This window comes from Ectopseudomonas toyotomiensis (assembly GCF_017167985.1).
GTDB lineage: Bacteria > Pseudomonadota > Gammaproteobacteria > Pseudomonadales > Pseudomonadaceae > Aquipseudomonas > Aquipseudomonas toyotomiensis.
Map to the genome: position 1 here is coordinate 3424742 of NZ_CP070505.1, position 22650 is coordinate 3447391.

The 22650-nt window shown below is 63.2% G+C and carries 20 protein-coding genes and 1 pseudogene; 11 read left to right on the plus strand and 10 right to left on the minus strand.

The genetic code is table 11. The features are described from left to right. Positions 1–77: 77 nt before the first annotated feature. The 4 genes and pseudogenes from JWV26_RS15675 to JWV26_RS15690 all read right to left on the minus strand — a co-directional run. Positions 78–653: a cob(I)yrinic acid a,c-diamide adenosyltransferase gene (locus JWV26_RS15675; protein WP_003459361.1), complete on the minus strand. Its 576-nt coding sequence runs from the start codon at positions 651–653 to the stop codon at positions 78–80. A 3-nt stretch (positions 654–656) separates the two neighbouring features. Continuing rightward, positions 657–2675 (minus strand): ATP-binding protein, encoded by a 2019-nt coding sequence (locus JWV26_RS15680; protein ID WP_206417277.1) that lies wholly within the window; start codon positions 2673–2675, stop codon positions 657–659. A gap of 71 nt (positions 2676–2746) precedes the next feature. Further along, positions 2747–3658, minus strand: a complete 912-nt coding sequence (locus JWV26_RS15685; protein ID WP_206417278.1) for a putative 2-dehydropantoate 2-reductase — start codon at positions 3656–3658, stop codon at positions 2747–2749. After that, positions 3655–4620, minus strand: a pseudogene (locus tag JWV26_RS15690) (GGDEF domain-containing response regulator); the annotation flags it as partial. The gene JWV26_RS15685 and the pseudogene JWV26_RS15690, both read right to left, overlap by 4 nt. A gap of 135 nt (positions 4621–4755) precedes the next feature. Between JWV26_RS15690 and JWV26_RS15695 the strand changes: the two are divergent. Both JWV26_RS15695 and JWV26_RS15700 read left to right on the plus strand, forming a co-directional pair. Next, positions 4756–5235 carry a YajQ family cyclic di-GMP-binding protein gene (locus JWV26_RS15695; RefSeq protein WP_074913486.1) on the plus strand — a complete coding sequence of 160 codons (480 nt, stop codon included), beginning with the start codon at positions 4756–4758 and terminating at the stop codon, positions 5233–5235. Between the two features lie 104 nt (positions 5236–5339). Continuing rightward, the gene (locus JWV26_RS15700) at positions 5340–6167 is read left to right on the plus strand and encodes a mechanosensitive ion channel family protein (protein ID WP_079784523.1); all 828 of its coding nucleotides are present in this window, start codon (positions 5340–5342) and stop codon (positions 6165–6167) included. A gap of 53 nt (positions 6168–6220) precedes the next feature. Here JWV26_RS15700 and JWV26_RS15705 read toward each other — a convergent pair whose 3' ends face one another. Then, positions 6221–8017 (minus strand): AmpG family muropeptide MFS transporter, encoded by a 1797-nt coding sequence (locus JWV26_RS15705; protein WP_206417279.1) that lies wholly within the window; start codon positions 8015–8017, stop codon positions 6221–6223. Between the two features lie 43 nt (positions 8018–8060). Continuing rightward, a complete protein-coding gene (locus tag JWV26_RS15710) occupies positions 8061–8435 on the minus strand; it encodes an MGMT family protein (protein ID WP_093048791.1) in 375 nt (124 codons plus the stop codon). A gap of 16 nt (positions 8436–8451) precedes the next feature. Here JWV26_RS15710 and JWV26_RS15715 point away from each other — a divergent pair, with 16 nt between their 5' ends. Both JWV26_RS15715 and JWV26_RS15720 read left to right on the plus strand, forming a co-directional pair. Next, on the plus strand, positions 8452–9444 hold the full coding sequence (locus JWV26_RS15715) for a DUF481 domain-containing protein (RefSeq protein ID WP_206417280.1): 993 nt from the start codon (positions 8452–8454) through the stop codon (positions 9442–9444). 129 nt (positions 9445–9573) lie between these two features. Next, positions 9574–10587 (plus strand): DUF481 domain-containing protein, encoded by a 1014-nt coding sequence (locus JWV26_RS15720; RefSeq protein ID WP_079784520.1) that lies wholly within the window; start codon positions 9574–9576, stop codon positions 10585–10587. Between the two features lie 62 nt (positions 10588–10649). Here the strand turns inward: JWV26_RS15720 and JWV26_RS15725 are convergent, their stop codons facing one another. Both JWV26_RS15725 and upp read right to left on the minus strand, forming a co-directional pair. Further along, a complete protein-coding gene (locus JWV26_RS15725) occupies positions 10650–11912 on the minus strand; it encodes a uracil-xanthine permease family protein (protein ID WP_206417281.1) in 1263 nt (420 codons plus the stop codon). A 1-nt stretch (position 11913) separates the two neighbouring features. Next, positions 11914–12552, minus strand: a complete 639-nt coding sequence (gene upp / locus JWV26_RS15730) for a uracil phosphoribosyltransferase (RefSeq protein WP_021488127.1) — start codon at positions 12550–12552, stop codon at positions 11914–11916. A gap of 238 nt (positions 12553–12790) precedes the next feature. Between upp and JWV26_RS15735 the strand changes: the two genes are divergently transcribed. Continuing rightward, a complete protein-coding gene (locus tag JWV26_RS15735) occupies positions 12791–13348 on the plus strand; it encodes a hypoxanthine-guanine phosphoribosyltransferase (RefSeq protein ID WP_206417282.1) in 558 nt (185 codons plus the stop codon). Between the two features lie 55 nt (positions 13349–13403). On the opposite strand, the gene dauA is transcribed toward JWV26_RS15735, so the two are convergent. Further along, entirely contained in the window at positions 13404–15143 is a 1740-nt protein-coding gene (dauA, locus tag JWV26_RS15740; RefSeq protein WP_206417283.1) for a C4-dicarboxylic acid transporter DauA, read from the minus strand. A 172-nt stretch (positions 15144–15315) separates the two neighbouring features. On the opposite strand from dauA, the gene JWV26_RS15745 reads away from it, so the two are divergent. Continuing rightward, positions 15316–15603: a PA4642 family protein gene (locus JWV26_RS15745; RefSeq protein ID WP_079784517.1), complete on the plus strand. Its 288-nt coding sequence runs from the start codon at positions 15316–15318 to the stop codon at positions 15601–15603. A 130-nt stretch (positions 15604–15733) separates the two neighbouring features. On the opposite strand, the gene rpsT is transcribed toward JWV26_RS15745, so the two are convergent. Then, positions 15734–16012, minus strand: coding sequence for a 30S ribosomal protein S20 (rpsT, locus tag JWV26_RS15750; protein WP_003243036.1), 279 nt, complete (start codon positions 16010–16012; stop codon positions 15734–15736). A 191-nt stretch (positions 16013–16203) separates the two neighbouring features. On the opposite strand from rpsT, the gene murJ reads away from it, so the two are divergent. The 5 genes from murJ to JWV26_RS15775 all read left to right on the plus strand — a co-directional run bounded on the left by murJ (position 16204) and on the right by JWV26_RS15775 (position 22539). Next, the gene (gene murJ / locus JWV26_RS15755; protein ID WP_206417284.1) at positions 16204–17745 is read left to right on the plus strand and encodes a murein biosynthesis integral membrane protein MurJ; all 1542 of its coding nucleotides are present in this window, start codon (positions 16204–16206) and stop codon (positions 17743–17745) included. A gap of 79 nt (positions 17746–17824) precedes the next feature. Continuing rightward, the gene (ribF, locus tag JWV26_RS15760; RefSeq protein ID WP_075745674.1) at positions 17825–18775 is read left to right on the plus strand and encodes a bifunctional riboflavin kinase/FAD synthetase; all 951 of its coding nucleotides are present in this window, start codon (positions 17825–17827) and stop codon (positions 18773–18775) included. Continuing rightward, positions 18772–21603, plus strand: a complete 2832-nt coding sequence (gene ileS, locus JWV26_RS15765) for an isoleucine--tRNA ligase (RefSeq protein ID WP_206417285.1) — start codon at positions 18772–18774, stop codon at positions 21601–21603. Before ribF ends, ileS begins: the two co-directional genes overlap by 4 nt. Then, positions 21596–22105, plus strand: coding sequence for a signal peptidase II (lspA, locus tag JWV26_RS15770; protein WP_059390538.1), 510 nt, complete (start codon positions 21596–21598; stop codon positions 22103–22105). The genes ileS and lspA overlap by 8 nt, the downstream gene beginning before the upstream one ends. Further along, on the plus strand, positions 22102–22539 hold the full coding sequence (locus JWV26_RS15775) for an FKBP-type peptidyl-prolyl cis-trans isomerase (RefSeq protein ID WP_093048814.1): 438 nt from the start codon (positions 22102–22104) through the stop codon (positions 22537–22539). The genes lspA and JWV26_RS15775 overlap by 4 nt, the downstream gene beginning before the upstream one ends. Positions 22540–22650: the final 111 nt, after the last annotated feature.

Here is a 22650-nt window from a genome sequence, read left to right on the forward strand (position 1 = left end):
GGGTGCGCCGTGCGCACCGAGCAGCTATCGCAGTATTTCAGGTGCTCACGGCGCACCCTACGCTCAAGTTTCTGGTTTTAGGGTTTGTCTGCCGCCTTCCACAGCACCTCGGCGATGCCCTGGCGTTTGGCGATCAGGCGGGCCGCGACGAACAGCAGGTCGGAGAGGCGGTTGACGTAGGCGAGGCCCTCACCACGTAGCGGTTCCACGGCGTTGAGGTGCTGACAGCGGCGCTCGCTGCTGCGCGCGAGGCTGCGGCAGACGTGGGCTTGGGCTATCAGCCTGGAGCCGCCGGGCAGGATGAAGTTTTCCAGTGGGCCGACCTCTTCGTTCCAGTTGTCGATGGCCGTCTCCAGGCGCTGCACTTCTACCTGCTGCAAGGCCTGGTACTCGGGCATCGCCAGTTCTCCACCGAGGTCGAACAGGCGGTGTTGGCAGGGGCTCAGCACCTCGCTGATCTCCTTGAGTGCCGGCCAGGTCGTGGCGGCATCATCCAGTTCGGCAAGCAGCAGGCCGAGCTGGCTGTTGAGCGTGTCCAACTCGCCTATGGCTTCGATGCGTGGGTGGTCTTTGCCGACCCGTCGGCCGTCGGCCAACCCGGTTTCGCCTTTGTCGCCAGTGCGGGTGTAGATCTTCGAGAGGCGAAAGCCCATGTCTCAGAGTCCTGTGTGATCGGGCAGCGAGGCCAACGGCAGGCGCAGGGTGAAACAGGTGCCCTGGCCCGGCGTGGAGTGCACTTCCATCTGCCCTTTATGATTGTTGGTGATGATGAAGTAGGAGACCGCCAGGCCGAGTCCGGTGCCCTGGCCCACCTCCTTGGTGGTGAAGAAGGGTTCGAAGATGCGTTTGCGCACCGCCTCGCTCATGCCGGTGCCGTTGTCTTCCACCTGGACCTCTGCCCAACTACCGGCCTGCCGAGTGCGCAGGATGATGCGGCCGGGCTCGGTATCCTCGTCGCGCTGGTGAATGGCCTGGGCGGCGTTCTTCAGCAGGTTGAGCAGCACCTGCTCCAGTTCGTTGGCGGTGCCGGCCACTGGGCCCAGCAGCGGATCGAACTGGCGCACGATCTCCAGGGTCTTGAAGTCGAAACTGTCGGTCAGGTCGAAGTCGTTACCGGCGATCTCCAGAGCTTGGTCGATCAGCGCCGGCAGATCGCAGGGCGATAGCTGGCGGTCGCTGCGGCGACTGAAGCTGAGCATGTGGCTGACGATCTTGGCGGCGCGCTGGCCGGCCTGCTGGATGCCGTCGAGCAGGCGCGGTACCTCACGGGCCTCCATATAGTGCTCAATGGCAGGCAGGCTGACGCCGGCCTGTTCGGCCTGTTCGATATTCTTTTCCAGGCCCGGCGACAGGCGCCGGCGGATGTTCTGTACGTTGTGCAGGATGGCACCGAGCGGGTTGTTGATTTCATGCGCCATGCCCGCCGCCAGGCCGCCGACCGAGAGCATCTTCTCCGATTGCACCATCATTTCCTCCAGGGCCAGGCGCTGGGTGATGTCGTCGATACGGATCACCACGCCCCGTCCGGCGCTGCCCATCAGCGGGTAGAAGGTCAGGGCGTAGTGGTGGGGCTCTTCGTCCTTGTGCCAGGTCACGCGCTCGATCTTTTCCACCTTGTGCTGTTCGGCGGTGCGCTTGAGTTGGGGTAGGAACGGCTTGAGTGGCGGGAAGGCGAGAAACACCGGCTGATTCAGCGCCTCCTCCAGGCGCGTCCCGGACAGGGCGCTGGCCTCCTGATTCCACTGCGTCACATAGAGCTGTTCGTCGAGGGCGATCAGCGCTGAGGGCATGGAGTCGATGATACTGTTGAGGTAGTTCTGAAAGCCGGTGAGTTTCTTCTCGATCTTGCTGCGGACCTGCACTTCCAGCTCCAACTTGCGGTTGGAGTGGCGGGTTTCCTCGGCCAGGCTCTGCGCCTGATCGAAGGCCTGCTGGGCGTCGTCGCGGGCACGCTTGAGCTGCTGCTCGCGGGCCTCCATGCGCATCAGCATGGTATTGAACGCATCGGCCAGGCTGCCGATCTCGTCCTGATTGCCGCGATTGGCGCGCAGCGCATAGTTCTCTTCGCGGGTGACCTGGCGTGACAACTCTTCCAGGCGGCGAATGGGTTTGGTCACCAGGCGTTTGATCTGCCTGGCCACCAGCATCCACAGCAGCACGCTGAACGCCAGAATCACCAGGCTCGCGGTCAGGGTGCCGGTATAGAAGGCACCAGGCAATTCGCTGGAAGCCACCAGCAGCAGGGCGCCGGGGCGACCGCTGGGATGGGGCAGGTCGACCAGTAGGTTGGTGCGAAAGGCCGTTTCGCGCCAGTTCTGCAGATGGCTCAGTTGCTGCGGTAGCTGCAGTTTTTCACCGCGTTGCAGTTGTGCCAGGCTGTTGCCATTGCTGTCGTAGATAACCGCTGCACGCAGGGGCGCGTAATCGTCCAGGCGTTTGAGCAGGGCTTCGGCCGAGGCGGACGAGTGCAAGGCTTCCTTGCTCAGCGTCGGGCTGGCAATGAGCCGGCCGAGGGTGTGCAGGGCCTGTGGCGCCATGCTTTCCTGGGTGATCCAGTAGGCTGCGCTGATGAAAGCCAGATTGGCCACCAGCATCACGGCGGCGAGCAACACCAGCAGTGCGGCGAGCAGTTTGCGGCCCACCGGCAGGTTTTCGAGGCGCTGACGCAGTCTCATGAGGTTATCGTTGTGGCGAGTGAGGACGGCAGGTTAGCGCGCCAGGGCAGTCATTGCCACGGCTCGGGCCGCTAGTTCAAGGGCAAGCCACGGTCGTCGAGATGCCTGAGCAGGCGCTGCTGCAGATGCTGCAGGTGCGGCACATGCAGTTGATGACGCTGCGCCGCGGCGCAGGCGTAGCCAAGCAGATAGCTGATCTCGGTGCGACGCCCCTGTGCAACGTCCTGATGCATGGAGGAGTAGTTCGCCGCCGTGGCGCTGATCACGCGTTGTACCTCTTCATGCAGATTCTCTGCGGCTGCGGGCTGGCCGCAGCGTTGCAGCAGCTCGTCGAGTTCGATGCACAGGGTGGCGACTTCGGCAGGGTGCTCGATCAGGCCGCCATTGCGACAGTCATGCAGTACGGTGAGCGGGTTGATCGCGCAGTTCAGCGCCAGCTTGCGCCACAGGCGCGTGAGGATATCCGGGCTCCACTGGTGAACGATGCCCGCGCGCTGCAGTTCGTGCAGCCAGGTTGGTGGCTGGGGATCGCTGGGGTCACCCAGCCAGTTGTGGCCATTGCCGGCGAACACCACCTGAAAATCGGCTGGACGAAAAGCCCCTTCGGTGCTGGAGACGAACAGGCAACGTTGCTTGGGTAGGCGTTGGGCAACTTCATCCTGGCTGCCCAGGCCATTTTGCAACAGCAGCAGCTCGGCGCCAGGCGCCAGGCGCTTAGCGACGGTCGCCACCGCGCTTGGCGCGTCATAGGCCTTGCAGGCCAGCAGCAGGCGATAGATGGGCGTATCGGCTTGCGGCAACTCCGCGGCAATGGCGTATTGCTGAGCCTGGCCTGATTCGATAAGCGTCAGGCCGCCTGCCTGCTGATAGGCTTCGAGGCGTTGCCGGTTGCGCAGGATGAGCCTGACCGGCATGCCTGCACGGGCCAGGCGTGCGGCCCAGAGGCTGCCGAGGCTGCCAGCGCCGAGGATGTGCCAGGTCACGGCAGAGGCAGGCGCATGGCTGCTACCCGGCCGCTGGCGTAAGACTCTGGCAGCAGATTTTGCGCATGCTGAATCAGTTGTTCGGGGTCGGTGGGCAGCGCCTTGGCGTCCAGACCGACCAGGCTGATGCCGGCTTTCAGCGTAATGAACCCTTCGCTGGTCTTGAACGCTTTGTAGTTGAGGCCTTCGTGCAGGCGCTTGAAGCTGCTCGGCGAGCACTCGTGCAGGTCGTCGAGCAGGGTGATCAGGCCGAAGTGGTTGTCGTCCAGGCGCGTCAACACGTCCAGTGGCCTGACGAGCTGCTGCAGGCGCCGTGCAACGCCATGCAGCAGCTCGTTGAAGAAGCGGTCACCGTACTGGTGGCGCAGCTGACCGGCGTCCTGCAGGCCGATCAGCAGGTAGCACACGGCGCCGCCGCGCGACTCGATCTGGCGCAGGCTGTCGGTGAGCTTCTGGCGCAGATAGCGCGGGTTGCCCAGGCCGGTGAGCGGATCGACCAGATTGCGCCGCTCCAGGCTGGCGATGTTCTGCGTGAGCATGCGGTTCTCGTGCAGCAGGCGCTGCAGGGTGTTGCACAGGCGATCCGCGGCGTACACGCGTGGCACCAGTTGTTCGTTCATTGCCGCCTTGCTGATGAAGTCATCGACGCCACGGTCGAAGGCTTCGCCCAGGACGTTTTCGCCTTCCTTGCCGGTCAGCAGGATGATGTAGGTGTAGTGGTCGGCGGTCTCGTCCAGCTGGCGCACCCGCGCGGTCAGCTCCAGGCCGTCGATCTCGGGCATCAGCCAGTCGGCCAGAAGCACGCTGGCGGGACGCTGTTCGAGCAACTGCAGCGCTTCGCTGGCGCTGCTGGCGAAACGCACGTCCTGATAGCCGGCCTGGCTCAGTGCACGACCGATCATGGCGCTGGAGAACTTGGCGTCGTCCACCACCAGGATGCTGAGATGGGGGTTGGGCATGTGGCTGGCTCGCAGACAGAGAGGAAGGACGCCAAACGGCGCGTATCAGTCTGGATATAATGGGCCCGCCATAGTTATCGTCAAGTCAGGCGCGTTCACTCCGTGAAGAGGATCGCGCCGTCCATCAGGAGCCCACTCATGCCTTCGTTCGACATCGTGTCTGAACTGGACAAACACGAACTGACCAATGCGGTCGACAATGCTATCAAGGAGCTCGACCGCCGTTTCGACCTGCGTGGCAAATGCAGCATCGAGAGCAAGGACAAGGCACTGACCTTGACCGCCGAAGCCGAGTTCATGCTCGAGCAGATGCTCGATATCGTGCGCAGCAGCCTGATCAAGCGCAAGATCGACTGCCAGTGCATGGAAACCAAGGAGCCCTACGCCTCGGGCAAGGTGATGAAGCAGGAAGTCACCTTCCGTGAAGGTATCGACAAGGAGCTGGCGAAGAAGATCGTCGCCCACATCAAGGACGCCAAGCTCAAGGTGCAGGCCGCCATCCAGGGCGAGCAGGTGCGCGTCACCGGCAAGAAGCGTGACGACCTGCAGGAAGCCATCGCCCTGCTGCGTGGCCATGACTTCGGCATGCCGCTGCAGTACAACAACTTCCGCGATTGAACCTTTGCGGCGCTGCGGCGTCGCAGGCTAGGTTGATAGCATTTTGACCGCCATGGCATGCCATGGCGGTTTCGTTTCATGCACAGGAAAACGGGAGTACCCCTATGGAGATGAACGTCGACGAACTGGTCAAGCTGTCCGAGGCCTGGCTGCCGGTGGTGCTTGAGTACAGTGGCAAGCTGACCCTGGCCGTGATCACGTTGCTGGTAGGCTGGTGGCTGATCAGTCGGCTGACGTCGAGCATCGGGCGCATGCTCGAAGCGCGCAAGGTCGATCGCGCGCTGAGCAGCTTTATCAGCAGTCTGGTCAGCATCGTGCTGCGCATTCTGCTGCTGATCAGCGTGGCGTCGATGATCGGTGTGGAGACCACTTCGTTCATCGCCATGATCGGTGCGGCGGGTCTGGCCATCGGCCTGGCGTTGCAGGGCAGCCTGGCCAACTTCGCAGGCGGCGTGCTGATCATGCTGTTTCGTCCCTTCCGCGCGGGTGACTGGATCGAGGCGCAGGGGGTGTCCGGCAGCGTCGATAGCATCCAGATCTTTCATACCACGTTGAAGACGGCGGACAACAAGGTGGTGATCGTGCCCAATGGTGCGCTGTCCAACGGCCACATCACCAACTACTCGCGCGAGCCGCGTCGGCGTGCCGACATCAATATCGGTATCGATTACTCCAGCGACATCAAAAAAGCGCGCGAGGTGCTGCTGGAAATTGCCCAAGACCCACGCGTGCATGTCGAGCCGGCGCCGGTGGTATTCGTCACTGGGCTGGGTGACAGTGCGGTGAACCTGTCGCTGCGCGTGTGGGTGGCGACTGGCGACTTCTGGCCGGTGACCTTCTCTTTTACCGAGCTGGCCAAGGAGCGTCTGACCGAGGCGGGTATCGGCATTCCGTTCCCGCAGCGCGTGGTGCATCTGGCCAAAGCGGAGTAAGGCCGCTGAAATGAAAAGCCCCGGTCGATCCGGGGCTTTTTTCTGTCTGCCAATCAGGCCTTGTCGAGCGCAGGTGGAGTCGCATCCGGCAGTGGCTGGCGTTTGTCGCGGCGCCACTGGATAACGATAAGCAGCAGTGTCGGTATACCCATCAGCGCCGTGGCGAGGAAGAAGTGGGCGTAGCCGAGGCTTTCCACCATCACGCCGGAATAGCCACCGATCAGGCGCGGCAGCAGCAGCATGATGGAGCTGAGCAGGGCGTACTGGGTGGCGGAGAATTTCAGGTTGGTCAGGCTCGACAGATAGGCGACGAACGCCGAGGTGGCCAGGCCGGCGCTGAAGTTATCGCAACTGATGGTGACGATCAGCATGTTCAGGTGCGGGCCCATGCCCACCAACAGCATGAACATCAGGTTGGTGGCCGCCGATGCGGCTGCACCGATCAGCAGAATCGGCATGATGCCGAAGCGCACGATCAACAGGCCGCCGACCCCGGCGCCGAGCAACGTCATCACCAGGCCGAATACCTTGCTGACACTGGCGATCTGCTCCTTGGTGAAACCCTGGTCGATGTAGAAAACGTTGGCCATCACGCCCATCACGGTATCGGACAGGCGATAAGTGGCGATCAGACTCAGCAGCAGCAGTGCCTGCCAGCGGTAGCGCACGATGAAATCGTTGATCGGCGTGAGCACCGGGGCCATACCGCCCCAGAACAGGCTGGAGATCGACAGGCTGGTGAGCAGGGTATAGAGCAGCGCACGCAGGAAGGCGCGGTCGTAGTAGAGCAATTCCTGCAGGCTTATCTGGCCCTGGAACAGCAGCATCAGGTCACTTTCGTAGAATTGGGTGACCATGGCCGGGATGGCGATCAGCAGGATGATAAGCAGCAGCACGGAAAGTAACTGGTGGAAGAACCCGTACCTCGCTGCCGCGGTTTTCAGCACCGGTGCCAGCCCGCCCCAGAACAGCCCGGATGCACAGACGCAGGCCAGGGTGCTGTAGAGCATGGCGCGGAGGAAGGCGCGGTCGTTGTAGAGCAGCTCCTGCATGCCGACGTCGCCGAGCAGCATCGGCACCAGATCGCTCTGGTAGAACTGGATGAACATGGTCGGCACGGCGATGATCAGCATGATGACCGCGCTGATTGCCAGCAACTGGTGGAAAAATCCGTGCTTGGGCGGCGCGACATGGATGTGCGGCGGTGCTGGCGGCTCGCGCATCCAGATGGAGGTGAGCAGGCCTGGCAGCATCAGCAGGGCGAAAAGCATATAGGTACCGGTCCAGGCGCTGAACTGGTAGTCCTTGGCGGTCGAGCCGAAGCCTTCGGCGAAATACAGCGCGCCGGCGGTGGCCAGCAGCGCGGCCACCCGGTAACCGGTCATGTAGGCGGCAGCCAGCGCGGCCTGATGTTCGTCGCCGAGAATTTCCAGTCGGTAGGCGTCGACGGCGATATCCTGAGTGGCCGAGGCGAAGGCCACCAGTACGGCGAGGGCGATCAGCGAGGACAGGTGCGTTTGCGGGTCGTAATTGGCCATGCCGATCAGGCCGATGGCTACCAGACCTTGCGACAGCACCAGCCAGGAGCGGCGCCGGCCAAGCTTGCCCAGCAATGGCAGGCGCCACTGGTCGAGCATGGGCGCCCACACCCATTTGAAGGCGTAGGCCAGGCCGATGAGGCTGGCGAAACCGATGGTTTCACGCGCCACTCCGGCTTCGCGCAGCCATACCGACAGGGTGGAGAACACCAGCATGTAGGGCAGGCCGGCGGCGAAGCCCAGAAGCAGCAGCGCCAGTGTGGCGGGGTTGGCGTAGGTCGCGAGGGCTTCTCGCCAGGATTTGCGTGGCATCAGGCTCGAATCTGGGCTGGGGGGAGTCTTGGTAGGGCGCACTCTAACTGCTGTGCTCCATCGGACGCCAGCCGTGACGGCGCATATCCACCCGTTCGTTCAGGATGCTGATGCCCTCCGCACGCAGGCGCGCCCGTTGTTCGGCCCCGGAAGGATTGCCGGCAGCCAGGCTGAGGCGTCCGCCAGCGGCAATCACCCGATGCCAGGGCAGCGTGGTGCCGTTCGGTAATTGGCTCAGCGTACGACCAACCCAGCGTGCAGCGCGGCCAAGACCGGCCAACTGGGCCAGTTCGCCATAGCTGACGACCTTGCCTTCCGGTACCTGTGCCAATACCAGATACAGCGCTTCGCGACGCGCCTCGACGCTTGCCGGTGGTGGTGCCTGCCATGCAGACTCTGGCGGTTTCGTCTTGCCCATAGGGTTCGTCCTTATCATGCGCGTACTGATCGCCTTGTTCCTTTTTACCCTGGCAGCCCCGCTCTGGGCCGATACCGTTTGGCTGGACAACGGTGATCGACTCAGTGGTGAGATCATCCTCCTCGACGGCGGCAAGCTGGCGCTCAAGACCAAATATGCCGGCCAGGTGCTGATCGACTGGAAGGATATCGATACCCTCAGTTCGGACAAGCCCCTGCTGGTGCGCCTTAGCGGCTTCGACAACGAACGCAGCGAAAGGTTGTCGGCTGCTGGTAGCGGTATGGTAAGGGTGCAAGGCGAGCGCGAGTACACCCTGCCGCTGGCGCAGATCAAACGCCTGGTGCCGCCGCGGCCGCTGCTGGAGGACCGTCTCTGGGAAGGCAACCTCGATGCCAAGCTGGACATGAAGCGCAACCAGAACGATGTCGATGAATGGAAGCTCAAGGGCAATACCCGTGTCGAGCACGGGCGCTGGCGCCATGTGCTCAGTGGCGAGCTGGAGCGTGAAACCAAGAACGACAGAAAGGTCGAGGACAACTGGGAACTGGAGTACGACCTCGATCGCTTTTTCACCGAGCACTGGTTCTGGCGGGTGGGCGTGGAGCAGGCCGAGGACGAATTCGAGACTGTCGATCGCCAGCGCATCGTCGGTACCGGCCCCGGTTATCGCTTCTGGGATGACGAACTCGGGCGTTTCGACCTGATCGGCCAGTTCAATCGCGTGCGTCTGGAGTCGGACGTTGCCGATCTGGCGTTCAATACCACTTCGCTGGAGCTGGATTACAAGCGCCTGCTGTGGGGCACGCGGCTGGAGTTCTATGCCAATGCCCAGCTGCAGATCCCGCATATCGAAGAAATCGACTACGTGCTCGATAGCGAATTCGGCCTGCGCTACCGCCTCAACCAATGGGCGCGCTTATCGCTTTTGTACGAGCTGGATCAGTTGCGAGCCCCAGGGCAGACGGTTTCGGATCGGCATTATCTGATCGGTATCGGCGTGGGGTGGTGATGCCGTCGGGCGGCACGCCGCCCGACGGAAAAAGCTGAACTCTGCGTATTCGGCCCGGTCAGCTGTTGCTCTGGCGCCGGGGTTGCGGATAATGCCCGGCTTTCGCCCACCAACGCCATTACCCAACTTATGTCGCGCTCTACATCGCTGTCCCTGCTAGGCCTGAGCATCGCTCTGTGCAGTTCCGCCACTTTCGCCGATACCGTCTGGTTGAAGAACGGTGACCGTCTCTCCGGCACCATCCGCTTCTTCGACGGCAGCAAACTGCTGCTGGAAACCGACTACGGTGGCTCCATCCCGCTGGACTGGAAGAAAATCGCCACCCTGGAAAGTGATCACGAACTGCTGGTCAAGCTCGGGCCGGTAGATGGCGAGCGTGCCAAGTCGCTGCTGGCGGCTGAGCCGGGCAAGGTCACCCTGGCCAATGGCGAGTCGCCGAAGACCATCGAGCTGTCGCAGATCGAACAGATCATGAAGCCCAAGCCGCTGGTGGAGGATTTCACCTGGAAGGGCAACATCGACCTTGGTCTCGACTACAAGCGCGGCGAGCGCGACTCTGATGATTACGACGTCGATATCAAGACCCAGGCCCGCCACGGTCTCTGGCGGCACAATGCGCTTGCCGACTACAACCGCGAGCTGAAAGACGACGTTGTCAGTACCGACAACTGGAGCGCCGAGTACGCGCTCGATCGCTTCCTCACGGAAAAATGGTTCTGGCAGGGGCGCTTCGAGTACAAGCGCGACCGTATCGAAGAGGTGGAGCGTCAGCGCACTCTCGGTACCGGCCCGGGTTACCAGTTCTGGGATGACGAGCTGGGTGCGTTCTCCATTGCTACCCTGGCCAACCGCAGCGATTACCGCTACAGCAATGGCGAGCAGGATCGCTTCTACGCCATGAGCGTGAAGTGGGACTACAACCGCTACCTGATCGGCAAGACCGTCGAGCTGTTCAGTGTCGGTGAGCTCGGGCGTCCGCTCAGTGGGGCGGCGGACTACAGCCTGGATGCCGAGGTCGGTCTGCGCTACAAGGTGACCGACTGGGCGTCGCTGAACATGAAGGCCGAGAAGGATATCGTCAGTGGTGCCGAGGGCGATCTGGACGAAACCCGCTATACCCTTGGCTTCGGTGTCGGCTGGTAGGTTCTGGCATTGCAAACGAAAAGCCCGCGATCTGCTCGCGGGCTTTTTATTGGGCGGCGGAGTCAGGCTTCTTCCGGTTCCCGTTGTTTCCAGCCAGCGCCACCGGGCAGCACCAGATTGAGCAGCAGCGCAGTGATCGCGCACAGGGAAATCCCTGACAGGGCGAATTCCTTGCCGCCGATGACCATGCCGCCGATGCCGAACACCAGGGTCACCGAGACAATGATCAGGTTGCGCGCTTCGGAGAGGTCGACCTGGTGGCGAATCAGGGTGTTGAGGCCGACCACGGCGATGGAGCCGAACAGCAGGCAGAGAATGCCGCCCATCACCGGGACCGGAATACTCTGCAGGGCCACACCGAACTTGCCGATGAAGGCCAGGGCGATGGCGAATACCGCAGCCCAGGTCATGATCTTCGGGTTGTAGCTCTTGGTCAGCATCACCGCGCCGGTGACTTCGGCGTAGGTGGTGTTGGGTGGACCACCGAACAGGCCGGCTGCCGAGGTGGCGAGGCCGTCACCGAGCAGGGTGCGGTGCAGGCCTGGCTTCTTGACGAAGTTCTTGCCGGTGACGTTACCGATCGCCACCACGCCGCCGATGTGCTCGATGGCTGGCGCCAGGGCGACCGGGACCATGTACAGAATGGCGCCCCAGTGCAGCTCCGGGGTGACGAAGTTGGGTATGGCGAGCCAGGCGGCTTGTTCAACGGCACTGGTGTCGATCACGCCGAGCACCGCGGCGATGGCGCAGCCAACGGCGATGCCGGCGAGGATCGGCACCAGGCGGAAGATGCCGCGCCCTAGCACTGCCACCAGCAGGGTGGTGATCAGCGCCGGCATCGAAATCATCATCGCCGTGCTGTACGGCACCAGTTCGATGCTGCCATCACCGGCCTTGCCCATGGCCATGTTCACCGCTACCGGCGACAGCGCCAGGCCGATGGAGATGATCACCGGAGCGATCACCACTGGTGGCAGCAGGCGGTCGATGAAGCTCGGGCCGCGCAGTTTGACCAGCGCCGAGAGCAGGATGTAGACCACACCGGCCGCGATCACGCCGCCCATCACCGCCGGCAGGCCGAACTCGCCTTTGGCCGCCAGAATCGGTGCGATGAAGGCGAAGCTGGAGGCCAGGAAAACCGGCACCTGGCGCTTGGTCACCAATTGGAACAGCAGGGTACCGATGCCGGCGGTGAACAGCGCGACGTTGGGGTCCATGCCGGTGATAAGCGGCATCAGCACCAGGGCGCCGAAGGCCACGAACAGCATCTGTGCGCCGGAAATGCCCTGGCGCCACAGCGGATCGTTGAATTCCGTTTGCGACATGTCAGGCGTCCTTCTGCTTGGTGCCGAAGATCTTGTCACCGGCATCGCCCAGGCCCGGAATGATGTAGCCGTGTTCGTTCAGACGCTGATCGATGGAGGCGGTGAAGATGGTCACGTCCGGGTGAGCCTTCTCGACCGCCTTGATGCCTTCTGGCGCGGCGACCAGGACCATGGCGCGAATGTCCTTGCAGCCAGCTTTCTTCAGCAGGTCGATGGTGGCGACCATCGAGCCGCCAGTGGCCAGCATCGGGTCGATGATCAGCGCCAGGCGCGAGTCGATTTCCGGCGCGAGCTTTTCTAGGTAGGTGTGCGCTTCCAGGGTTTCCTCGTTGCGTGCCACACCCACGGCGCTGACCTTGGCGCCGGGGATCAGACTGAGCACGCCATCGAGCATGCCGATGCCGGCGCGCAGGATCGGAACCACGGTGATTTTCTTGCCGGCGATCTTCTCGACTTGCACGGTGCCCGCCCAGCCTTCGATGTCGTAGGCTTCCAGCGGTAGGTCGTTGGTGGCTTCATAAGTCAGCAGGGCGCCCACTTCCTGGGCCAGCTCACGGAAATTCTTGGTGCTGATATCGGCGCGGCGCATCAGGCCGATCTTGTGACGGATCAGCGGGTGGCGGATCTCGCGAGTGGGCATGGGCTGGGATCTCCAACGGGGCTCTGGGAAAAATCGCGTTAGATTAAAGCATTGCTCATGCCAAGTGGTGGGTGACTGATGAGTCACGCCAACCTGCGCCGTGCATCGGCTACGCTGGTCAGTCGATACTTGGCAAGCGTTGCCCGGGTCTGTACCTTTGCCCGCTTTTATTTGACGGCTCGATCAGCTTTCAGGCTGTTCGCCGCCATTCATCAGCCCGATCAAGAGAGAACACATCATGTCCGCCGATCTCGCGCACATTCGCCAAATCATGGCGGAAGCCGACTGCCTGTTCACCGAAGCCGAGGTGGAAGCGGCCATCGACAAGGTCGCCAGCCAGATCAACGCCGAGCTGGCTGAGCGCAACCCGGTGGTGTTCTGCGTGATGAATGGCGGGCTGATCTTCTCCGGCAAGCTGCTGACCAAACTGAACTTCCCGTTGGAAGCGTCTTACCTGCACGCCACCCGTTATCGCAACGAAACCAGCGGTGGCGAGCTGTTCTGGAAGGCCAAGCCGGAAGTGTCGTTCATCGACCGCGACGTGCTGATCATCGACGACATCCTCGACGAAGGGCATACCCTCGGCGCGATCATCGATTTCTGCCGCCATGCCGGCGCGCGTGCCGTGTACACGGCGGTGCTGATCGACAAGGAGCACGAGCGCAAGGCGCGCCCCGACCTGAAGGCCAACTACGTGGGCCTGCAGTGCATCGACCGTTATATCTTCGGTTACGGCATGGACTACAAGGGCTACTGGCGTAACGCCGCCGGCATCTACGCGGTCAAGGGGCTGTAAGCGGTCTTAACGCGTAGGGTGCGCTGCACCTTTCCCCCGGTGCGCACGGCGCACCCTACGTGACGTGCTGCGTGTCGTGGCTCGCCTCGAGCCAGCGCAAGGCCTTTTCCCGCGCCTGCGCCAGATCCCGCACATATGCCAGCTCGCCTTCGCGGCGCTGCACGCCGGCACGCCGCAGTTGCAGGCGTACCTGGGCAGTGGGGCCGCTGAGGATCAGCGCCAGGCCCTGCTGGCGATAGTCGCGCAGCACGTTGTCCAGCGCCGCCAGGGCGGTCATGTCCAGCAGCGGCACTGCGCTGATATCGACCACTACCACTTTCACGCCGGGCGTGAAGCGGCGTAGCACGCTGAGGGCCTTCTCTGCCGCGCCGAAGAACAGCGGGCCGCGAATGGCGTAAGCCAGCACGTGCTCGGGCAGATCCTGCAGGGCCTGACGTTGCTGCCGGCTCAGCGCAGCGGTATCGGTCAACTCGCTCATGCGCTTGATGAACAGCCCGGCTGCCAGCAGCAGGCCGACGCCAACGGCCAGCACCATATCGAACAGCACCGTCAGCACCAGGCAGGTCAGCAGCACCAGCACATCGCTGCGCGGGGCGATGCGCAGGGTGTGGGCAACATGGTGGGGTTCGCTCATGTTCCACGCCACCATCAGCAGTAGCGCCGCCAGAGCCGCCATCGGCAGGTAGCTGAACAGCGGTGCGAGCAGCAGAATGGCCGCCAGCACCACGCCGGCATGGATCAGTGCTGCTATCGGGGAAAACGCACCTGCTCGCACGTTGGCTGCCGTGCGGGCGATGGCAGCGGTGGCGGTGATGCCGCCAAAGAAGGGCGCGGCCAGATTACCCAGGCCCTGGCCGATCAGTTCGGCGTTGGGGTCATGCTTGCTGCCGGTCATGCCGTCGGCCACCACCGCGCACAATAGTGACTCGATGGCGCCGAGCATGGCGATGGCGAATGCCGGGGCAAGCAACTGGCGGATCAGTTCGAAGGACAATACCAGCGGCTGGCCGTCAGGACCTGGCAGGTTCCAGGGTAGCGCGAGGTCCGGCAGGAAAGGCGGAATGCCGGGATGATCGATACCGTCGAGCTGATAGCTGAAGCGCTCGCCCAGTGTCGCCACAGGCAGCCCGAGCCGTTCCAGAGCCAGCGCCAGCAGCGCGCCAACCGCCAGGGCAACGAGGTGGGCGGGAATCTTCGGCGCCAGGCGTGGCCAGATCAGCAGTGTCGCCAGGCAAGCGACGCCAACCAGAGTATCGCCGGGTTGCAGGCTGGGCAGGGCGCGCACCAGCAGGTTCACCTGTTCCAGCAGATGTTGTGGCGCGCCGGCCAGGTGCAGGCCGAACAAGTCCTTGATCTGCAGGACGGCGATGACGATACCGATGCCGGCGGTAAAGCCCAGTGTTACCGGGTAGGGCACGAACTCGATCAGGCGGCCGGCGCGCAGCAGGCCCAGAGAGATCAGGATGACGCCGGCCATCAGCGTGCACAGCAGCAGGCCGCCGAGTCCGTACTGCTGGGTAATCGGCAGCAGGATCACCACGAAGGCGGCGGTGGGGCCGGAAATATTGAAGCGCGAGCCGCCGCACAGGGCGATCAGCGGCGCGGCGATCAGCACGGTGTAGAGTCCATGCTGCGGCGCAACGCCCACCGCTATGGCCAGTGCCATGGCCAGCGGAATGGCGATGATGCCCACCGTCAGGCCAGCGCTCAGGTCTCCGCGCAGGGCCTTCCACGAGTAGCCGGCGCGCAGTGTCTGGCGCCAGGCGGCGAACAGCGGTAACGATGGACGTGACATGCTGGCTCCCTAGTGGCTTGGCGCATTATAGGAGGCAGTTCACTGGGCGCGGCATGACCTAGGTCGGCTGTCGTGTCGATTGTTCGCGTGCTAGCCTGCCCGGCTGCGCGTTGAGCCGCGCGCGGCTCGGCGGTACACTGCCGGCCCTCTGTAATGCTGGCGGGAGCGGGCGATGCGTAAAGACAAGAAGCAGGTGATTGGCGAAGAAATCAGCGATGACTCGATCAAGCTGTTCCTTGCAGTGGAACCAGCGGACGCCACACCGCCTTCGCTGCACAAGCTGATCAAGGCTTATCGCGGTCTGCGTATCGATGACTTCGAGCGCTTCGTGGGTTTCTTCGTTGCTGCAGGTTATGACCTCTCGGCCACTGATGCGCAGGGCAACGATTTCATCGCGCTGATTCAGGATCAGCGTAATGCCGAGCCCTATATCGAAGTGATCAAGGCTGCTCGCGGCTGATTCTGGTAGGCATAGGCAAAAATGCCCGCGCTCCGTTGAGGAGGCGGGCATTTTTTATGGGCTGCTGATCGTGAACTCGGGGCAATAAAAAACCGGCCTCCAGGGCCGGCTTTTCAAGAACCTGTCGCGATTAGGCGGCAGCAGCTTCGCCCAGCGCCTTGATGTGCGCGTTCAGGCGGCTCTTGTGACGAGCGGCTTTGTTCTTGTGGATGATGCCTTTGTCAGCCATGCGGTCGATGACCGGAACGGCTGCGGTGTAAGCGGTCTTGGCAAGCTCGAGATCTTTGGCAGCAATAGCCTTGACCACGTTCTTGATGTAGGTACGAACCATCGAGCGCAGGCTGGCGTTATGGCTACGGCGCTTCTCAGCCTGTTTGGCGCGTTTTTTGGCAGAAGGTGAGTTGGCCACCGTCAAGCTCCTCGAAAACTGGGGGGTTACGACAAATAAGGCCGCGAATCATGCCGATCCATCTGCCTGCTGTCAAGTCTGATGACGCTTTCCTGTGCTGGCCTGACCAGTGGTGGCTCGCTACACTCGACGCCTTCGTTGGGCGGCGGATTGTCCGCTACTGCACCTCTTTATGGAAGCCGAAATACCCCATGAATCTGCTCAAGTCCCTGGCTGCCGTCAGTTCACTGACCATGGTTTCGCGCGTGCTGGGGTTCGTGCGCGACACCATCATCGCCCGCACCTTCGGTGCCGGGGTGGCGTCGGATGCCTTCGTGGTGGCGTTCAAGCTGCCCAATCTGCTGCGCCGTATTTTTGCCGAAGGGGCATTCTCGCAGGCCTTCGTGCCGATCCTGGCCGAGTACAAGATGCAGCAGGGCGAGGAGGCCACGCGCACTTTCGTTGCCTACGTCTCCGGTTTGCTGACCCTGGTGCTGGCGCTGGTCACGGCCATCGGCGTGCTCGCAGCGCCCTGGATTGTCTGGGCCACAGCTCCGGGTTTTGCCGATGAGGCCGAGCGTTTCGAGCTGACGGTCGATCTGCTGCGGGTGACCTTTCCTTATATATTGCTGATCTCCCTGTCATCGCTGGCCGGGGCCGTGCTCAATACCTGGAACCGTTTTTCGGTACCGGCATTCGTGCCGACCTTGCTCAATGTCAGCATGATCGTCTTCTCGCTGTTTCTGACGCCCTATTTCGACCCGCCAATCATGGCCCTGGGCTGGGCGGTGCTGGTCGGCGGGCTGGCACAGTTGCTCTGGCAGCTGCCGCATCTGAGGAAGGTCGGCATGCTGGTGCTGCCGCGCCTGAGTTTCGGTGACATGGGCGTCTGGCGCGTGCTCAAGCAGATGGGGCCGGCCATCTTCGGCGTCTCGGTCAGCCAGATTTCTCTGATCATCAATACCATCTTCGCCTCCTTCCTGGTGGCCGGCTCGGTATCCTGGATGTACTACGCCGACCGCCTGATGGAGCTTCCCTCGGGCGTGCTGGGCGTGGCGCTGGGCACCATCCTGCTGCCGGCGCTATCGAAAACCTATGCGAGCAAGAATCGCGACGAGTACCGCCGCCTGCTCGATTGGGGTCTGCGTTTGTGCTTTCTGCTGGTGCTGCCCTGCACCCTGGCGCTGGCGATTCTCGCCGAGCCGCTGGTGGTGTCGCTGTTCCAGTACGGCAAGTTCGGTGTAGAGGACGCGCTGATGACCCAGCGGGCACTGGTGGCTTACTCGGTCGGCCTGCTGGCGTTGATTCTGATCAAGATCCTCGCGCCCGGCTTCTACGCCCAGCAGAACATCAAGACGCCGGTGAAAATCGCTGTGGTCAGCCTGCTGGCGACCCAGGCGATGAACGCGCTGTTCGTCTTTGGTCTGAATATGGCGCACGTCGGCCTGGCGCTGGCGATCAGCCTGGCGGCCTGTCTGAACGCCGGCCTGCTGTACTGGCAGCTGCGCCGTGTCGATATCTTCCAGCCGCTGCCGGGCTGGGGGCTGTTTCTGCTCAAGCTGGTGGTCGCGGTGGCGGTGATGGTCGCCGTGTTACTGGGGCTGCTGCAGGTCATGCCAGCCTGGGCGGAAGGGGAAATGCTCGTGCGCCTGTTGCGTCTCGGCGCGCTGGTGGCTGCTGGGCTGGTCGCCTACTTCGGCATGCTGCTCATATTGGGCTTCCGTCCGCGCGATTTTGCCCGGCGGGCCCTGTAGCGGTTTCACGTATCGCGATGCCTGTTGTGCATGGCCTGCTGTGCGTATAATCGGCCACTTTGTGAACAAGAAGCGTGCTATGCAGCTGGTTCGAGGTCTTCATAACCTGCAGCCCCAGGCGCGGGGCTGTGTGGTCACCATCGGTAATTTCGACGGCGTTCATCGTGGGCACCAGGCCATCCTGGCGCGCTTGCGCGAGCGTGCCGCGGAATTGGCCGTGCCCAGCTGCGTGGTGATCTTCGAGCCGCAGCCGCGTGAGTTCTTCGGCCCGGACACCGCGCCGGCGCGCCTGACCCGTCTGCGTGACAAGCTCGCCCTGCTGGCCGCCGAAGGCGTCGATATGGTGCTGTGCCTGGCCTTCAACCGCCGCCTGCGCGAGTTGTCGGCCGCCGAGTTCGTCCAGCGTGTGCTGGTCGACGGTCTGGGCGTGAAGGATCTGGAGATCGGCGACGATTTCCGCTTCGGCTGCGACCGTGCCGGGGATTTCGAATTCCTCAAGGCCGCAGGCTTGCGCCATGGCTTCAGCGTCGATGCCTCGACCACAGTCGAAGTGCTCGGCGGTCGGGTCAGCAGCACGCGCGTGCGCCAGGCGCTGGCCGATGGCGATTTCGAGCTGGCCGAAGCCTTGCTCGGTCGGCCGTTTCGCATCGCCGGGCGGGTGTTGCACGGGCAGAAGCTCGGCCGCCAGCTCGATGCACCCACTGCCAACATCCAGCTCAAGCGGCGCAAGGTGCCGCTGACCGGGGTCTACCTGGTGAGCTGCGAAATCGATGGCGTGATTCAACCGGGCGTCGCCAATATCGGCGTGCGCCCCAGCGTTGCCGGTGACGGCCGCGCCCATCTGGAAGTGCACCTTCTGGATTTTGCCGGCGATCTGTATGGCCGGCGCCTCTCGGTGGCTTTCCACCACAAGCTGCGTGATGAGCAGCGTTTCGCCTCGCTCGAGGCCTTGAAGGCGGCGATTGCCGCTGATATCGCCGCTGCCCGTGAATATTGGCAGAGCCACCCGCTGATGAAGAGCCCGAAATGACCGACTACAAAGCTACGCTGAACCTGCCCGATACCCAGTTCCCGATGAAGGCCGGCCTGCCGCAGCGCGAGCCGCAGACCCTGCAGCGCTGGAACGAGATTGGCCTGTATAGCAAGCTGCGCAAGATTGGCGAAGATCGGCCGAAGTTCGTCCTGCACGACGGCCCACCCTATGCCAACGGCAGCATCCATATCGGTCATGCGGTGAACAAGATCCTCAAGGACATCATCACCCGCTCCAAGACCCTGGCCGGCTTCGACGCGCCCTACGTGCCGGGCTGGGACTGCCACGGCCTGCCGATCGAGCACAAGGTCGAAACCACCTTCGGCAAGAACCAGCCGGCGGACCTGACTCGCGAGCGCTGCCGCACCTACGCCACCGAGCAGATCGAAGGGCAGAAGGCCGACTTCATCCGCTTAGGTGTGTTGGGCGACTGGGACAACCCCTACAAGACCATGGATTTTGCCAACGAGGCCGGCGAGATCCGCGCCCTGGCCGAGATGGTCAAGCAGGGCTTCGTGTTCAAGGGCCTGAAGCCGGTGAACTGGTGCTTCGACTGCGGCTCGGCGCTGGCCGAGGCCGAGGTGGAGTATCAGGACAAGAAGTCCGATGCCATCGACGTCGCCTTCCCCATCGAGGACGCAGACAAGCTGGCCGCCGCTTTCGGTCTGAGCGAGCTGAGCAAGCCGACCGCCATCGTCATCTGGACCACCACGCCCTGGACCATCCCGGCCAACCAGGCGCTCAACGTACACCCGGAATTTACCTACGCCCTCGTCGACACCGGCGAGCGCATCCTGCTGCTGGCCGAGGAATTGGTCGAGTCCTGCCTGCAGCGCTACGACCTGCAAGGTCAGGTGATCGCCACCGCGCCGGGCGCGGCGCTGGAGCTGATCCGTTTCCGCCATCCGTTCTACGAGCGTTTCTCGCCGGTGTACCTGGCCGAGTACGTCGAGCTGGGCGCCGGTACCGGCATCGTCCACTCGTCGCCGGCCTATGGCGAGGACGACTTCCGTACCTGCAAAGCCTACGGCGTGAGCAACGACGACATCCTCAGCCCGGTGCAGAGCAATGGCGTCTACACCCCGGATCTGCCGTTCTTCGGCGGCCAGTTCATCTGGAAGGCCAACCCGGCCATCGTCGAGAAGCTGGCCGAAGTCGGTGCGCTGCTCAAGCACCAGCCGATCCAGCACAGCTACATGCATTGCTGGCGCCACAAGACGCCGCTGATCTACCGCGCCACTGCGCAATGGTTCGTCGGCATGGACACTCAGCCCAAGCAGGGCGGTACCCTGCGTGATCGCGCGCTGGCCGCCATCGAGCAGACCCAGTTCGTCCCGGCCTGGGGCCAGGCGCGCCTGCATAGCATGATCGCCGGCCGTCCCGACTGGTGCATCTCGCGTCAGCGCAACTGGGGCGTGCCGATCCCGTTCTTCCTGCACAAGGCCACCGGCGAGCTGCACCCGCGCACTGTCGAGCTGATGGAAGAGGTCGCCAAGCGTGTCGAGCAGGAAGGTATCGAAGCCTGGTTCAAGCTTGACGCTGCCGAGCTACTTGGCGCTGAAGCGGCTGACTACGACAAGATCAACGACACTCTCGACGTCTGGTTCGACTCCGGTACCACCCACTGGCATGTGCTGCGTGGCTCGCACGGCCTCGGCCACACCACCGGTCCGCGCGCCGACCTGTACCTAGAAGGCTCGGACCAGCACCGCGGCTGGTTCCATTCGTCCCTGCTGACCGGCAGTGCCATCGACGGTCACGCGCCGTACAAGGCGCTGCTGACCCATGGCTTCGTGGTCGACGAGAACGGCCGCAAGATGTCCAAGTCGCTGGGTAACGTGGTCGCGCCGCAGGAGGTCAACGACAGCCTGGGCGCCGACATCATGCGCCTGTGGGTCGCTTCCACCGACTATTCCGGTGAGATGGCCGTTTCCAAGGTGATTCTGCAGCGCAGCGCCGATGCCTACCGCCGCATCCGCAACACCGCGCGCTTCATGCTGGCCAACCTCAACGGTTTCGATCCGGCCAAGGACCTGCTGCAGCCTGAGCAGATGCTCGACCTTGACCGCTGGGCCGTCGACGCCGCCCTGCGTTTGCAGGAAGAGATCATCGAGGCCTACGCCGACTACCGCTTCTGGAACGTCTACTCCAAGGTGCACAACTTCTGCGTGCAGGAGCTGGGCGGGTTCTACCTGGACATCATCAAGGACCGCCAGTACACCACCGCTGCCGACAGCGTGGCGCGCCGCTCCTGCCAGAGCGCGCTGTTCCACATCAGCGAGGCGCTGGTGCGCTGGATCGCGCCGATCCTGGCCTTTACCGCCGAGGAAATCTGGCAGTTCCTGCCGGGCGAGCGCAACGAGTCGGTGATGCTCAACACCTGGTACGTCGGTCTGCAGCGCCTGCCGGAAGGCTTCGAACTGGATCGTGCCTATTGGGACCGTGTCATGGAGGTCAAGGCAGCGGTCAACAAGGAGCTGGAGAACCTGCGCACGGCCAAGGCCATCGGTGCCAGCCTGCAGGCCGAGGTCACCCTGTTCTGCGACGACGCCAAGCAGGCCGACCTGGCCAAGCTCGGCGACGAGCTGCGTTTCGCCCTGATCACCTCGGCGGCGCAGACCGCACCGCTGGCCGATGCGCCGGCCGATGCGGTGGTGACCGAGGTCGAAGGCCTGAAGCTGAAGATCCTCAAGTCCGCCCACGCCAAGTGCGGCCGTTGCTGGCACTTCCGCGCCGACGTCGGCAGCCATGCCGCGCATCCGGAGCTGTGCGGCCGTTGCGTGAGCAACATCGAAGGCGAGGGTGAGGTGCGCAAGCATGCCTGAGTCTTCGCGTTTCGGGCATCTGCCCTGGCTGCTGCTGAGCGTGCTGATCCTGGTCGCCGACCGGGTGACCAAGGACATCTTCGAGGGCACGCTGAGCATGTACCAGCGCATTGAGGTCATTCCGGGCTACTTCGACTGGACCCTGGCCTACAACACCGGCGCCGCATTCAGCTTCCTGGCCGATGCCGCCGGCTGGCAGCGCTGGTTCTTCGCCGCCATCGCCATCGTCGTCAGCGTCGTGCTGGTTATCTGGCTCAAGCGCCTCAAGCGCCACGAGACTCTGCTGGCCGTGGCGCTGGCCATGGTCCTGGGTGGTGCGCTGGGTAACCTGTATGACCGCGTGGTGCTTGGTCACGTGGTCGACTTCATTCTGGTGCACTGGCAGAGCCGCTGGTTCTTCCCGGCGTTCAACCTGGCCGACACCTTCATCACCATCGGCGCCATCCTGCTGGCGCTGGATATGTTCAAGAGCGACAAGTCCGCGAAGGAGGCTGCGCAATGACAGACGTACGCATCGGTCCGGACAGGGAAGTGACCCTGCATTTCGCCCTCAAACTGGAAAACGGCGATGTGGTCGACAGCACCTTTGACAAGCAGCCGGCCACCTTCAAGGTCGGCGACGGCAACCTGCTGCCTGGCTTCGAACAGGCCCTGTATGGCTTCAAGGCTGGCGACAAGCGCAGCGTGCAGGTGCAGCCGGAGCAGGGCTTCGGCCAGCCCAACCCACAGAACGTGCAGATCATGCCGCGCAGCCAGTTCGAGGGCATGGAGCTTTCCGAAGGCCTGCTGGTGATCTTCAACGACGCCGCCAATGCCGAGCTGCCGGGCGTGGTCAAGGCGTTTGACGACAAGCAGGTCACCATCGACTTCAATCATCCGTTGGCCGGCAAGGTGCTGGCCTTCGATGTGGAGATCATCGAGGTCAAGGCGCTCTAGCCCGTGCTGCCGCTCTTGTAGGAGCGGCTTCAGCCGCGAAGCTCTTGTTGCAGCCTGCGCTTATCCCGCGCAGGCTGTATCTTCCGGGATCGACCCATCGCGTCGTGCGAT

Bases quoted from the DNA above. Each gene is read 5' to 3' on its own strand.
- JWV26_RS15680 (WP_206417277.1), bottom strand. From the start codon at position 2,675: ATGAGACTGCGTCAGCGCCTCGAAAACCTGCCGGTGGGCCGCAAACTG.
- JWV26_RS15725 (WP_206417281.1), bottom strand. From the start codon at position 11,912: ATGTCGCAAACGGAATTCAACGATCCGCTGTGGCGCCAGGGCATTTCC.
- ribF (WP_075745674.1), top strand. From the start codon at position 17,825: ATGCAGCTGGTTCGAGGTCTTCATAACCTGCAGCCCCAGGCGCGGGGC.
- JWV26_RS15710 (WP_093048791.1), bottom strand. From the start codon at position 8,435: ATGGGCAAGACGAAACCGCCAGAGTCTGCATGGCAGGCACCACCACCG.
- murJ (WP_206417284.1), top strand. From the start codon at position 16,204: ATGAATCTGCTCAAGTCCCTGGCTGCCGTCAGTTCACTGACCATGGTT.
- JWV26_RS15735 (WP_206417282.1), top strand. From the start codon at position 12,791: ATGTCCGCCGATCTCGCGCACATTCGCCAAATCATGGCGGAAGCCGAC.
- JWV26_RS15705 (WP_206417279.1), bottom strand. From the start codon at position 8,017: ATGCCACGCAAATCCTGGCGAGAAGCCCTCGCGACCTACGCCAACCCC.
- dauA (WP_206417283.1), bottom strand. From the start codon at position 15,143: ATGTCACGTCCATCGTTACCGCTGTTCGCCGCCTGGCGCCAGACACTG.
- JWV26_RS15700 (WP_079784523.1), top strand. From the start codon at position 5,340: ATGGAGATGAACGTCGACGAACTGGTCAAGCTGTCCGAGGCCTGGCTG.
- JWV26_RS15675 (WP_003459361.1), bottom strand. From the start codon at position 653: ATGGGCTTTCGCCTCTCGAAGATCTACACCCGCACTGGCGACAAAGGC.
- upp (WP_021488127.1), bottom strand. From the start codon at position 12,552: ATGCCCACTCGCGAGATCCGCCACCCGCTGATCCGTCACAAGATCGGC.
- JWV26_RS15775 (WP_093048814.1), top strand. From the start codon at position 22,102: ATGACAGACGTACGCATCGGTCCGGACAGGGAAGTGACCCTGCATTTC.
- ileS (WP_206417285.1), top strand. From the start codon at position 18,772: ATGACCGACTACAAAGCTACGCTGAACCTGCCCGATACCCAGTTCCCG.
- JWV26_RS15720 (WP_079784520.1), top strand. From the start codon at position 9,574: ATGTCGCGCTCTACATCGCTGTCCCTGCTAGGCCTGAGCATCGCTCTG.
- JWV26_RS15745 (WP_079784517.1), top strand. From the start codon at position 15,316: ATGCGTAAAGACAAGAAGCAGGTGATTGGCGAAGAAATCAGCGATGAC.
- lspA (WP_059390538.1), top strand. From the start codon at position 21,596: ATGCCTGAGTCTTCGCGTTTCGGGCATCTGCCCTGGCTGCTGCTGAGC.
- JWV26_RS15695 (WP_074913486.1), top strand. From the start codon at position 4,756: ATGCCTTCGTTCGACATCGTGTCTGAACTGGACAAACACGAACTGACC.
- JWV26_RS15715 (WP_206417280.1), top strand. From the start codon at position 8,452: ATGCGCGTACTGATCGCCTTGTTCCTTTTTACCCTGGCAGCCCCGCTC.